A 12597-nucleotide genomic window follows, 5' to 3' on the forward strand; every position below is an offset into this window, starting at 1 on the left:
GGAGTCTTCGTGCAATCATAACAAAGATAACTGCTCATTAGGTGGCTTAAAGCCCATGTGTTGATAAGCTGCCTTAGTCGCTACCCTACCGCGAGGAGTCCGGCTTAAATAACCAATTTGCATTAAATAAGGTTCATAGACTTCTTCAATGGTTTGGGTATCTTCTCCAGTCGCTGCGGCTAGAGTTTCTAATCCCACTGGACCACCATTAAAGTTTTCAATAATGACACTTAACATTTTCCTATCTGTCCAATCTAATCCACAAGGATCAACTTGGAATAATTGTAAAGCTTCTGCAGCAACGGTTTCATTAATTTCCGTTCTAGATTTAACTTCAGCATAATCACGTACTCTCTTTAGCAACCTATTTGCAATCCTGGGAGTTCCCCGTGAACGTTTAGCAATTTCAGTAGCACCACTGCAGTTAACTGTAGTCTTTAACAATTCAGCAGTGCGGATAACAATTCTACTGAGTTCATCCACTTCATAAAATCGCAGTTTTTGAATTAAGCCAAAGCGCTCGCGCAAAGGTGAAGTTAGCGCACCAACACGGGTTGTAGCTCCCACCAAAGTAAATTTGGACAACGGTATACTTCTAATTCTGGCACTAGAACCTTTACCTACAGTAATATCCAAGCGATAATCTTCCATTGCCGGATAGAGAATTTCTTCAGTCATCCGCGATAGTCGGTGTATTTCATCGACAAACAACACATCACCTGGCTTGAGATTAACCAATAAGCCAACTATATCCCTTGGACGTTCCAAAGCTGGGGCACTGGTAATTTTGCAATTAACCCCCATTTCGGAAGCCAAAATCATCGCCATTGTGGTTTTACCCAAACCAGGAGGGCCATACAGCAGCAGATGATCTATAATCTCACCCCTAGACTTAGCTGCTTCAATAGCAATATCTAGCACATCCTTTAAATCTTTCTGCCCAATGTAATCAGCAAATCGCTGGGGTCGAATACTCTCTTCTTGCCTACCTTCTTCATTAATAGCTGCGTCCGGTTGCAGTATATTTTCATGGGGGGGTGCTTTTTGGGAAGGTGCTTTGGCTGACTCCCGCTGCTGCTTTGGTTGTCTGTTGGGTTCTGGAGGCTGTTTTTTCGAGGAGATTATCGCCATAATGTCAGTTGTCAGTTGTCAGTTGTCAGTTGTCAGTTGTCAGTTGTCAGTTGTCAGTTGTCAGTTGTCAGTTGTCAGTTGTCAGTTGTCAGTTGTCAGTTGTCAGTTGTCAGTAGGAAGATGGATATTCTCCCTCAATCACCAATCACCAATCACCTAATTACATTTACAATTTAAATTCCGAGCAAATACGAGGAGTGAAAAAGTTATGTTGTCTAAAAGAATCTTACCTTGCTTGGATGTCAAGGCGGGAAGAGTTGTCAAAGGAATTAACTTTGTAGATCTCAAGGATGCAGGTGATCCAGTAGAACTGGCCAAGGTTTATAACGAAGCTGGTGCTGATGAGTTAGTGTTTCTCGATATTACAGCGACTCATGAAGACCGAGACACGATTGTTGATGTGGTTTACCGGACTGCGGAACAGGTCTTCATTCCATTGACTGTGGGAGGAGGAATTCAAACCTTAGAAAATGTTAAAGGTTTGTTACGAGCCGGCGCTGACAAGGTTAGTATTAATTCTGCCGCAGTCCGCAATCCAGATTTAATTAATCAGGCAAGTGATCGCTTCGGGAACCAGTGTATTGTAGTTGCTATTGATGCCAGGCGCAGACTCAACCCCGAAAACCCAGGTTGGGATGTGTATGTGAGTGGAGGCAGGGAGAATACTGGTATTGATGCCTTATATTGGGCAGAAGAAGTAACAAAACGGGGAGCGGGAGAATTGTTGATTACAAGTATGGACGCAGATGGAACTCAAGCTGGTTATGACCTAGAGTTAACACGAGTGATCGCTCAATCAGTCCAAGTTCCTGTTATAGCCTCTGGTGGTGCTGGAAACTGTGAACACATCCACGATGCCTTAACCACAGGCAAAGCAGAAGCAGCATTACTGGCATCCCTATTACATTACGGACAATTAAGCGTGGCACAAATTAAAACTTACCTACTAGAACGATCTGTTCCAGTACGAATCCCTTGTTAATAAAAGATGTAGAGACCAATTACATCTCTCCCAGGTTAGACACATTTCCCCAAAACAATGTTAGTATTAGTTTACTAGTATTAAGAAATATTAAGAAATATGTTGATTCCTATTTTAATTTTCGATGTGGCGCTGGTAGCCTGGTCACTACACCTGATGGAGAGAGCCTACGAGAGCAAAGAATTTTCGCTAATGTTAGCTGGTACATTAGTTGCTGTAGCTGCAGCAGCGATGTTAGTAGTTTACTTCCTAATGGGTCACTGTATAAGTTATCTGTTAAAGGTATCTTAGCAGATCAGCACAGGCGGTTTAGAACCTGCTGTGAATGGAACAACTGACTTTTGTATTCCATGTTGATTCTTCTTTCTTCCTCCTGATCGGGTAACCTACGGAAGGCAATTTACACAGCAAGTACCGTATGCATAGCATGCTATTAGACATAATCCTTATGCGTAAGTCCTATTTTATTCAGAACAAGAACTGCCATAGCGTTTTTGATAGTAAGCTAAAATTTCCTTGACTCTTTCCTCGTTGGTATTTGCTGTCCATGAAATAGACAAGCCACCAACTTGACTTTGATTGTAATCAAATTCAGAAGATGTCTGGGGCATTAAATCCACTTCTACCCCTTCAACTTGACACAAATGCGCTGCTATTTCCTGATATACAGTTAAGGGCAAATTACGAAATTCAACTTCTTTCTGAATCTGTTCCATACAAATAATAATATAAAATCGGAAATATCCGGTTATTAAACTTTGTTTTTTGTTTCTTTCAACCGTATATGGCCATCTGAATCAGGTGAAATTAATTAGTTAAGAAAGGTTAATATAAGCTGTTTTTTCAGATTGATAGCCCATTTAAATTAGTTGAAAGTGCAGATATCACACACTTTTAAAGTGGTGTACCCGTTGAAATCGAACTACCAGCAGCCGTCTTTGACGGCTCAGAAGAAGGTGGTTTCTCTCCTACGGCTTTGGCTACTTCAATCCCGTATTGTTCAAAAATGACAATATGATTAGAACCACCGTTCATTTCAATCCGCTTAATTAAAACCCCGTTACCTAATCTTTGTCCTGCTTGGACATAGCGACTTGTTGGTTCATCCGGTACTTTAATAATTGCCTGAGGTTGCCTACCAATTAAAACTATACCACTGACTAAAACTGCCCTTGCAGTTTCAGGCTGTGGTTGTGGTGGCAATACAGGTTTGATGGATGAATTCGGGAGAGTTTGAGGGAAAACTTTAGGCAAGGGTGAAACTATGGGAGGCTTGGGTTTAGGTCCACCAGCAATTTTTCCCTGAGTCTCACCAGCTCTACCTACTGTATTTGGAGTTCTTCGTGATTGTCCACCATCAAGTTTTAGCCCTGTTTGTGGTCTTTGTGGAATGGGAAGGGGAGGTAATGTAGGAACAACTGTCCGTGAGTTTGGAATCGTCAGCGGTGTATTTGTTTGACTGATGGGAGATTTAACAATTTCTGCAAACGGGTCGCTTCGTCCTTGTTGTATAATCTGCCGTTGCAAATCTGTATTTGTAGACGGAATTAAGTCAGTACCTCTAGCAACTATAGAGTTTTTAACTGGAGGAGATACCAAAGGACTAGGAAAAGGTGCGGGTGATTTTTGGGCTGTATCTTGGGGAGTTGTAGCAGGAGGAGTGTGATTCGCTTCTGGTGTTTCTCCACCAATAGCACATCCAGCTATCACCAAAGTTAAAATAGCCGTAGCTGTAATTTCTGTATTTATACTCATTAGCTGTTCTCGAAAGCTATAGGAAAGTTTGCTTGGCGAAGACTGTTTTATTTATAACCTACATTTTGACATTTCGAGGCTGATTTTTAACATTAACAGACCAGCAAAACCACAGTTTGAACTTGTGTGCTGTTAATCTTCTGCTACACCCATAAGATATTTCAACAAATCCAGTCCTTTTTTGACTCTACGAGACACAGTAACTACACTAATGCCCAAATGTTCTGCAACTTGCTTCTGTGTCAAATCTTGCAAAAATACACACTCTAAAACTTCGCGGGTACGATTTTCCAGCTGTACCAATGCTTGTTGTAGACGAATTTGGTCTTCTTGAGCCAGTTGAAAACTGCGGTAATGAGGATCTGGAACTAGTTCACCCAAACAGGAAGCACCTTCTTCTCCATCTTTTATGGGTACATCAAGACTCAAGGGGGAGCGATTCATCCATGCTAATTTAATTTCCTCCCATTCACTCAGGGAAATTGCCAATACTGCTGCTAATTCCGCATCAGTAGGTTGGCGGTTATATTTTTCGCGTAAAGAACGGGACAGTCCTATTGCTTGTTGTTGCAGTGCCAACCATCGTCTGGGGATTCGCATAGTCACGCCTTTATCTCGGAGGTAATGTTGAATTTCTCCACGAATATAAGGAATGGCGTAAGAACTAAAAGCATTTCCTTTAGAAAGTTCAAATTTTTCAATAGCTCTAATCAAGCCCAAACAGCCGACCTGGATCAAATCATCGTAGCTTTCTTGGCATTGATTAATCCAGTAATGAGCTTCTTTTCTCACTAGTCCAAAATTTACTTTCACTAATTGATTGCGGAGACGTTCTGAGGGACATTGCTGATACTCTCGCAATAATTGGGAAATCTCATGTTTGAGTTCGTTCGTGGCTGTAGTAGGCATGGCACATTGGGGATTAAGCAAATAGTTGAGTGAATTAACTGTTTTTAAACCTAGCCGCTTCGTACAATTTACTGATAAATAACCTTTTTGCATAATCCATAAACACTATGGCAGGCAAAAACTTACTAGAAAAGGATTTTCCAGGCTGAGTTGAAAATCTAGTACAATTTTGATGCGATTTTGAAGGGAACCGGTCTTTTTCTTATTGAATTATATTTTGGTAGGTTGTAGCTTATCCAACCACTACCATAGACTCAAAAGTATACAATTGTGTCCCCAATATCAAACCGAGATAGTACTTAATTTAACAAATGCAATATGAGATTTATTCATAGATATTAAGCAATACTACTTAATACTTTTACGAAATCGTAAAAATATTAAGTAAGTAGAATTACGTATTAAAGCCATTTAGTTCACGTAAGTTTGTAAAAGCTTCATTTAACGATTGTCTATTCACGGAATAATTCACAGAGGACTACTTAGGGTGTGGGGCGATGGGGAGAAGAATTAATGCTTACTCCTGAACCTCCTGAACTCAATAAAAAACCCAACTGCCCTCTGAAAACAGCAGGGCAATTGAGTTAAGTTTTATTAATCAACAATATTTAGGCGCGATTAGGTTCTACTCGACCGTAGAATAAACCACGAATTTTGACCTCTTTAGGTTCACCTGCACCTAAATCTGTATCAGAAGGCTGTTCACTCACGAAAGTACCAGCGATTTCTCCGGTAGAGCTATCTATTTTGGCAACTTGTAAAGAAATTTTGCCACTGAGGATTTCTGCACGCTTAACGTTAGTGCGAGTCAAATCTTCATCATCCGCTTGGGCTGGCAAAGCCACAGCATTATCATAACCAGAAACCACACCACGACCTTTGGGATCTAGGAAAGCAGCACCACGATAGGAAGGAACCTTAAAAGTGCCTTCAAAGTCTGTAGAGGTGTTGATACTGGTCAAATTAGGCTGTGTTTGTGCAACCAGGTTTTTAATGGTAAAGAGGAAAGGAACTAGTTCCCCACCAGGAAGTTTGACAGTGATGGCTTGGAAGTCAAGACCATCTTTTTCTACAAAGGTGAGACTATTATCTGGATTGATTTTTAGGTCGCCTTGTACTTGGTCAATGGTGGAAGTATATCTTGTCAACAATCTACCAGCTACAAATTCTGCTTCTTGCCGTTTGTTAGCAGGTTCTTCTTTGACAAAGTAATTGGTAGGTTCTAAGCAAAGTTCCTTGATGCTGTATGACTGAGTGCCATCTAGGGCAATAGAACCACGGCTTGTTTCTGACAACTGAGGGCATTTGTTAGCCAAACCAGTGCCTCGAATTTGTTCGTAAGTAAGTAAGTCTCTGCTGTTAGTAGAGGGTGCATCACTACAAGCAGTGATTAGCCCTAAGCATAAAGCTAAGAATGCAACGATTAAAGCACGATACCTCATGGTCAACCTCAATGTCAAAAATTAATATCTAAAGTTGTCAACAAAAAGAATACAGGAGTATGGCTTACACCACGATCTGCTACAGAGTCCTAATCCGATACAAAAAAGCTAACTAATGCTAATAAGAGCCAGCTTTTTCTTCCTGCTTCTTCCTGGAAGTGTCGGCACGATCCAGTCCACAGGCTAATACGGCGAATCTAACCCCTTCTTTACTGAGATTGAGCGCATTATCTTGAGGAATAGCAAGGGGGTTTTGCTTTTGACAACAGCGGCGTTGCCCAAGATATTTTGTCTTATGTATGTATGTGCTACCACTACGTAAAGCCCATTTTTTAATTGGGAAATCAGCCAGATCATACGATTTTTTTTAACTCAAAATCAAAACACTCTGATTGGAAACAAGAACTTATTGATCCCGTTGAGCTGTAATGGGGTTTGTCCTGCACGTTATGGCTGGGTTTTAGAAGTGATCCCAATAATTTTTGAGGAACTATAAAAGATGACTGGGACAGTGGGGAGGAATTACCAACGACCAGCCTAAACTGGATAACTAGTACAGGTTGGGGGAAATAAACCACCTATTCCAGAGCCAGTACCTTTTTGCTGTCAAGACTTTCTAGCTAATCTTAGGTAAATTTGAGTTGAGCCTGTATATATATATGGAGAAATGTGCATGAGCAATAATAAGAATTCTGAATTCGAGCAGCGGACAGATAAGTTACAGGTGATTACAGATGTCATCAAAGATGCCGCCAAAGTTTATCAAGGAGATGTAACGGCGCTATTAGCTTTGTTGCGTCAGTTAGAGAAGTTACACAGAGAGATTCGTGATGGAATGTTTCAAGATAGTTTGCCAGATAACCGCCAAAGACTTTACTCACTTCTCAAAAATATTGAGTCTGAAGGGGGTTGGCCTTATATTGAACGTATGCGATTACAATCATTCCTAGTAAATTTGCCTGTAGAAGTTGGCGATGAATAACCTGTGATCAAAAACGATAATCACACGCTTGATAGTGATAATTACTGGAAATATTAGGTGCTAGGGCCTGAACCAGGGTACTAGGGGAGTAGGGGGAGAATATTTATCTTTAATTTTGCCTTTTGCTGATGAATAATAATTAATGACCAATCACTAATGACCAAATACAAGGGGTTTTAATGGCCAGTATAGTCTCAATTTCCCGCAAGGATTTAGCCCAGAGGCGTGAAAAATTACGTTGGCAACGGCAGATGAAAATTATCCAGACTATTTGGCGAACATTCGCCGTGAGTGGTCTAGCAGGCGGATTACTCTGGCTGATTATCCAACCAATGTGGGTGCTAAAAGCACCTACACAAATAGTTATGATATCCGGTAATCAATTCTTATCTGAGCAGACAATTCAGTCGCTTCTGGTGCTATCTTATCCCCAATCCTTGTGGCGAATTGAGCCTTCTGCTATTGCCGAATCATTGGAACAACAACCTGCGATCGCAAAAGCAACTGTCAGCCGTCGTTTGTTTCCCCCTGGTTTAGTCATTGAAATCCAGGAAAGATTTCCAGTTGCAATTACTCACACCCTCCCGTTGTCAAAAATAACTAGCTGCAATACTCAACCCCAATTCTCAGATAGGTCTGGTGCAAAACTAACACCACCATGTCTGAAAAATAGTAGTTCTCAGAGAAAACAGACTGATGTGGGTTTACTAGATGCTAGTGGGGCTTTGATCCCCCTGGAAAAATACACTTCCCTAAATTCTAGCGGTAAATTACCGAGTCTTAAAGTTGTGGGTCCACCAGAACAATACCGCCCTTACTGGACTCAAATGTATCAAGCTGTCAGTCAAAGTTCTGTCAAAGTCATGGAAATTGATTGTCAAGATCCCGCAAATTTAATATTGAAAACCGAGTTAGGAAATGTGCATCTTGGTTTACCCAATGCCCAACTACCTCAAAAAATCAAGGTACTCGTCCAAATGAGACATTTACCTGCAAAATTTAATCCTGGACAGATAGCATATATTGATCTTAAAAATCCTGACTCTCCATTAGTACAAGTGAATCAGTAAAACTGAATCAAACAACGCGGATTAATTCCCCAGATCCCTAGTCAACTCTTGCTTGTTTGAGGAAATCAACTAAGCGGTCGGGCTTTTGAAACAAACATTGATATTGTCAAACATTAAGTTTTTCTGCCATCAAGCTAAAAGAGTAGAGAGTAAAAGGCAAAATTTGGATCTATAAGGTCCAATGATCTGTGATATTGACATGGGAGCAAGGCGATTTTATGAGGTGGGCTAAAAGTCGTGCTTTTAGCTACGCCAACCACAGACATAGCTAAAATATTTGTCTGGAACTAAAGTAAAATACATAACATTAAACAAATAAAATTCCAAGACAAAGTATCTTCTCAAAATATCCTCAGAAGACTTGCATTCAATCATTTGTGGCTGGTGGGAATAAGCTGCTTAGGTCAGTTAGCAAATAAGCAGGTATTGATTAGCATAGAAAATTCTGTTAAATGGGAGTTGTAGGTATAAAATATTAGACAGTTTGAAGATGGATAAAAGAGATAAAAATTGAATTACAGAAATTATGCCAACTTCCAGCTATCCGATGTAAAATAATTTGCCCATTTTCTCTTAACCAAAATTCACTGTTTCCTTTCATCCTTAAGTTGACAACTTGGCGGATTAAACTTCCCATAGCTCCACTACCAATAGGTAATTTAGGGGCTGAATCTTTAGCATAGTTCAAACGTTCTTCCCCATCGGCATGTAAAAGATGATTTCTTTGTTTAACCAGAGTTTTAGAATGCTCTCCTAATGCTGAAGCAATAAGTTCATCCATATTAATACACCTTCTCTAATCTTTTCTTCATGGGCCTTAAAAGTTTGTCCATTCCATTGGGGAATGTTTTTTTTCTAAAATTTTCGTAACTTGCTCTTGAAAATCTTTCAAACATTTGGTCAAATTAAGACTTGAATATATATTTCTTGTCATTAATTAATGGTAGGGGTTCCCTGTTTTTTCTTCGGAAATCCTACCTTTTTTTTGACCACAATAGCAGTGTGTCTCAACTTCTCTCACCTGATAAATTTATTTAAGTAACTTCACTTTAGTTCGCTGTATAGGATATTTTAGTCGTACGGTAAATGATTTTTATCGATGCCTGTTTTAGATTTAGTGAGCGCACACTTTTTGCCTCACCTCACAAAATCGCCTTAGTGACATCTACTAACCATCTGAATAACGCAGCTAAAATTTAGCATCATGTATGTTTACAACTACTCTGGTTTGTTGAGAATTTAGAGTGTAGAGTTGCTTTTACTCTGCTAAGGTGTATAAGAAATACTTTAAGCTTTGGATGAAAATCAACTCTAAAATCAGACAAAATACCTTTGTTAAGTATTTTAAGCCATAGAAAGGCAAAAATTATACAATAAACTCAGAAGAAAGCAGTAACTAATCCAGAAAAGGAGAAGCGAATTTGTAAAATTTATCACTAATAAGAATTTTTGGTAGAAATAGTGGGAGGATATTGAGCATAACTTTAACAAAGACATATGGGGAGAAATCAGCAACGTAGCATTAAAAATATTAATGTCTAGATCAAGTTATATAGACCGTTATTCGGACAATGCTAGGTATACTTTTCTAGAATTAGTTATGCGATTATTGCCTCTGGTGCTGCACTCTGTGCGATCGCCCAAGTTTAAGACTGATTCGATAGCTAATTATCTCACATCCAATCCTGTTGGATTAGGAAGCAGAGAGAACAATAGAAAACAGTGCCAGAGATTGTGCCAGTGTCAAAATATTGTTGACTCTTAAGTAAAGAAAACTCGAAAAAGTCGTTTATCTACCTTTCACAAATCCAATGACACTTGATAATAACCAAGAGCTTACCTATAAAAATTCCCAAACCCTGGGACAGCCAGGGTTATCTTTGGCAATTAATTCCAACAATCCCTTTGGTAGTTCTGGGCTGAACTTCGGACAAAGTAATGATAGTAAAAAGATGGTTGAAAACAGCCGCATTGGTGAAATTGTTCCTGGACGAGTCGCCAATATTAAAGTGATTGGTGTCGGTGGTGGCGGAGGTAATGCTGTTAACCGCATGATTGAATCTGATGTCTCTGGGGTTGAGTTTTGGTCAATTAATACCGATGCCCAAGCTCTTACCTTAGCTGGCGCTCCCAGTCGATTGCAGATCGGACAAAAACTAACAAGAGGTTTAGGTGCAGGGGGTAATCCTGCCATTGGTCAAAAGGCAGCAGAGGAATCTCGTGATGAAATTGCCACGGCTTTAGAAGGTGCAGACCTGGTATTTATCACCGCCGGGATGGGGGGTGGAACTGGTACAGGTGCAGCCCCAATTGTGGCAGAAGTGGCCAAAGAAATGGGCGCTTTGACTGTGGGTGTAGTTACCCGGCCATTTGTGTTTGAAGGACGACGACGCACCACCCAAGCTGAACAAGGAATTGAAGGATTAAAGAGTCGGGTAGATACCTTGATCATTATCCCCAACAACAAGCTGTTGGAAGTAATTCCTGAACAAACACCAGTACAAGAAGCGTTTCGCTATGCTGATGATGTCCTACGTCAAGGGGTGCAAGGTATTTCTGACATCATTACGATCCCTGGTTTAGTTAATGTTGACTTTGCTGATGTACGTGCTGTCATGGCAGATGCAGGATCAGCATTGATGGGAATTGGTGTAAGTTCTGGCAAATCTAGAGCCAGAGAAGCAGCAATCGCAGCTATTTCTTCACCATTATTAGAATGCTCGATTGAAGGAGCTAGAGGAGTTGTGTTCAACATTACTGGTGGTAGCGACTTGACTCTACATGAAGTGAATGCTGCGGCAGAAACAATTTATGAAGTAGTTGATCCCAACGCTAATATAATTTTCGGCGCAGTAATTGATGACCGACTGCAAGGAGAAGTCAGAATTACTGTTATTGCGACTGGGTTTACAGGCGAAATCCAAGCTGCACCACAACAAAATGTGGCTAACGTTAGAGTTGTAACTCCTACAAATACGAGGAAACCTACACCACAACCAACGGTTAATCAACCAAATACAACAACTCCAGAACCCAAGGAAAAACCAGTATTAGATATTCCTGATTTTCTCCAACGGCGACGCACACCACCTAAAAATTAAGTGATTCTAGATTTGAAATTTTAGATTAAATTTACAGTCTCAGTTTCGGTTGAGTGCTGTATACAATTTCTGTGTTTTCGATTGATTTCACTACGATAGGGGTCAGCAATTAAGTTGCCAACCCCATATTTTATTGGAGTTTTTTTGTATTTAGGGTTTGCTGATAGGGTAGGGTGGCGTAAGCCATAACAGTTTTTCGTGAAGAAGTAAGTAGAAATTCAGCCTGGCCTAACCTACACCCTGCTATACCTTCTTTTCTAACCATTGAATAACCTGATGACCAAGGCAAGTTCCATCCAGACGATCAATTTCCCGAATCCCTGTAGGACTGGTGACATTGACTTCTGTAAGGTATCCACCAATGACATCAATGCCAACGAAAATTAAACCGTCTTGACTCAGTTTGTCGGCTAATAAGCCGCAAATTTCCTGCTCTCTTGGTGTAATTTCCGTTTGTGCCACAGTGCCGCCAGCTGCCATATTATTACGAAAATCGCTGCCACTGGAGAGACGATTGAGTGCCCCTATGGGTTTACCATTGAGCAAAATAATCCGCTTGTCTCCCTCTTTCGCTTCTGGTAGATAGTTCTGTACCATTACTGGTAATCGACCTTGAAGGGTACTCAGTTCGACAATAGAGTTAAAATTGCGATCACCTGATTGCAAAAATAAAATCCCCTCCCCAGCTTTATTCCCCAGTGGTTTAAGAACCGTTGAACCCTTGGCCTCTACAAATTGGCGGATCACCTGTTTATCAGCACTGACAATTGTTTCGGGAATACATTGGCTAAATTGGAGAGCATACATTTTTTCATTTGCGGCTCTGATACCACTGGGATTGTTAATCACCAAGGTTTTATTTTGGTCAATATAATCCAGAGTATAAGTTGCATATAAATAAGCATCATTAACTGGTGGATCTGTCCGCATAAACACAGCATCCATTGTTTCTAAGAGAGTAAAAGAACATTCCCTCAAGTTATACCAAGGATTCGCTGCTAACCAACGCCCCTCCACCACCTCCACTGGTACAAGTTCCACCTGCTGAAGCAAAGCCCAAGCTTTTCCTTTCACCACACTCAACAGGTTTGTCTGTGTAACCCAAACTCCATGTCCTAACTTTTGTGCAGCTTCCATAAGAGCAACACTGGTATCATGACCAGGGTCAAGCTGATGGATGGGATCAATAATAAAAGCCAGTTTCACCCTCTTTACCTCAATACCT

General features: G+C 40.5%; 12 protein-coding genes and 1 pseudogene. 6 read left to right on the forward strand and 7 right to left on the reverse strand.

The features are described 5' to 3' along the window. Positions 1–15: 15 nt before the first annotated feature. Positions 16–1131: a Holliday junction branch migration DNA helicase RuvB gene (gene ruvB / locus AAZO_RS09010; RefSeq protein WP_013191001.1), complete on the reverse strand. Its 1116-nt coding sequence runs from the start codon at positions 1129–1131 to the stop codon at positions 16–18. A gap of 1 nt (position 1132) precedes the next feature. Here ruvB and AAZO_RS35155 point away from each other — a divergent pair, with 1 nt between their 5' ends. The 3 genes from AAZO_RS35155 to AAZO_RS09020 all read left to right on the forward strand — a co-directional run bounded on the left by AAZO_RS35155 (position 1133) and on the right by AAZO_RS09020 (position 2404). Beyond that, positions 1133–1291, forward strand: a complete 159-nt coding sequence (locus AAZO_RS35155) for a hypothetical protein (RefSeq protein ID WP_187289630.1) — start codon at positions 1133–1135, stop codon at positions 1289–1291. Positions 1292–1339: 48 nt separating this feature from the next. Beyond that, the gene (hisF, locus tag AAZO_RS09015; RefSeq protein WP_013191002.1) at positions 1340–2113 is read left to right on the forward strand and encodes an imidazole glycerol phosphate synthase subunit HisF; all 774 of its coding nucleotides are present in this window, start codon (positions 1340–1342) and stop codon (positions 2111–2113) included. A gap of 99 nt (positions 2114–2212) precedes the next feature. Continuing rightward, positions 2213–2404, forward strand: a complete 192-nt coding sequence (locus AAZO_RS09020) for a hypothetical protein (protein WP_013191003.1) — start codon at positions 2213–2215, stop codon at positions 2402–2404. Positions 2405–2577: 173 nt separating this feature from the next. Here the strand turns inward: AAZO_RS09020 and AAZO_RS09025 are convergent, their stop codons facing one another. From AAZO_RS09025 to psbO, 4 genes are all read right to left on the reverse strand, one after another. Beyond that, on the reverse strand, positions 2578–2829 hold the full coding sequence (locus AAZO_RS09025; protein WP_013191004.1) for a hypothetical protein: 252 nt from the start codon (positions 2827–2829) through the stop codon (positions 2578–2580). 178 nt (positions 2830–3007) lie between these two features. Continuing rightward, positions 3008–3868, reverse strand: coding sequence for a hypothetical protein (locus tag AAZO_RS09030; protein WP_013191005.1), 861 nt, complete (start codon positions 3866–3868; stop codon positions 3008–3010). A 132-nt stretch (positions 3869–4000) separates the two neighbouring features. After that, positions 4001–4777 (reverse strand): RNA polymerase sigma factor SigF, encoded by a 777-nt coding sequence (locus AAZO_RS09035; RefSeq protein WP_041642856.1) that lies wholly within the window; start codon positions 4775–4777, stop codon positions 4001–4003. Between the two features lie 608 nt (positions 4778–5385). Then, positions 5386–6219, reverse strand: coding sequence for a photosystem II manganese-stabilizing polypeptide (gene psbO, locus AAZO_RS09040; RefSeq protein WP_013191007.1), 834 nt, complete (start codon positions 6217–6219; stop codon positions 5386–5388). A gap of 673 nt (positions 6220–6892) precedes the next feature. On the opposite strand from psbO, the gene AAZO_RS09045 reads away from it, so the two are divergent. Together AAZO_RS09045 and AAZO_RS09050 are read left to right on the forward strand one after the other, a co-directional pair. Continuing rightward, positions 6893–7201: a hypothetical protein gene (locus tag AAZO_RS09045; protein ID WP_013191008.1), complete on the forward strand. Its 309-nt coding sequence runs from the start codon at positions 6893–6895 to the stop codon at positions 7199–7201. Between the two features lie 179 nt (positions 7202–7380). Continuing rightward, entirely contained in the window at positions 7381–8271 is an 891-nt protein-coding gene (locus tag AAZO_RS09050; RefSeq protein ID WP_013191009.1) for a cell division protein FtsQ/DivIB, read from the forward strand. Positions 8272–8746: 475 nt separating this feature from the next. Here the strand turns inward: AAZO_RS09050 and AAZO_RS09055 are convergent. Further along, positions 8747–9052: pseudogene (locus AAZO_RS09055) on the reverse strand (ISLre2-like element ISCst1 family transposase); the annotation flags it as partial. A gap of 1030 nt (positions 9053–10082) precedes the next feature. Here AAZO_RS09055 and ftsZ point away from each other — a divergent pair. Beyond that, positions 10083–11372: a cell division protein FtsZ gene (gene ftsZ / locus AAZO_RS09060; protein WP_013191011.1), complete on the forward strand. Its 1290-nt coding sequence runs from the start codon at positions 10083–10085 to the stop codon at positions 11370–11372. Between the two features lie 243 nt (positions 11373–11615). Here the strand turns inward: ftsZ and gshB are convergent, their stop codons facing one another. Further along, positions 11616–12578: a glutathione synthase gene (gene gshB, locus AAZO_RS09065; RefSeq protein WP_013191013.1), complete on the reverse strand. Its 963-nt coding sequence runs from the start codon at positions 12576–12578 to the stop codon at positions 11616–11618. Between the last annotated feature and the right edge of the window lie 19 nt (positions 12579–12597).

Source organism: 'Nostoc azollae' 0708 (assembly GCF_000196515.1).
Lineage (GTDB): Bacteria > Cyanobacteriota > Cyanobacteriia > Cyanobacteriales > Nostocaceae > Trichormus_B > Trichormus_B azollae.

Coding starts and splice junctions, on each gene's coding strand:
- AAZO_RS09050 (WP_013191009.1), top strand. CDS start 7,381: ATGGCCAGTATAGTCTCAATTTCCCGCAAGGATTTAGCCCAGAGGCGT.
- AAZO_RS09030 (WP_013191005.1), bottom strand. CDS start 3,868: ATGAGTATAAATACAGAAATTACAGCTACGGCTATTTTAACTTTGGTG.
- AAZO_RS35155 (WP_187289630.1), top strand. CDS start 1,133: ATGTCAGTTGTCAGTTGTCAGTTGTCAGTTGTCAGTTGTCAGTTGTCA.
- AAZO_RS09035 (WP_041642856.1), bottom strand. CDS start 4,777: ATGCCTACTACAGCCACGAACGAACTCAAACATGAGATTTCCCAATTA.
- hisF (WP_013191002.1), top strand. CDS start 1,340: ATGTTGTCTAAAAGAATCTTACCTTGCTTGGATGTCAAGGCGGGAAGA.
- AAZO_RS09025 (WP_013191004.1), bottom strand. CDS start 2,829: ATGGAACAGATTCAGAAAGAAGTTGAATTTCGTAATTTGCCCTTAACT.
- AAZO_RS09020 (WP_013191003.1), top strand. CDS start 2,213: ATGTTGATTCCTATTTTAATTTTCGATGTGGCGCTGGTAGCCTGGTCA.
- AAZO_RS09045 (WP_013191008.1), top strand. CDS start 6,893: ATGAGCAATAATAAGAATTCTGAATTCGAGCAGCGGACAGATAAGTTA.
- ruvB (WP_013191001.1), bottom strand. CDS start 1,131: ATGGCGATAATCTCCTCGAAAAAACAGCCTCCAGAACCCAACAGACAA.
- ftsZ (WP_013191011.1), top strand. CDS start 10,083: ATGACACTTGATAATAACCAAGAGCTTACCTATAAAAATTCCCAAACC.
- psbO (WP_013191007.1), bottom strand. CDS start 6,219: ATGAGGTATCGTGCTTTAATCGTTGCATTCTTAGCTTTATGCTTAGGG.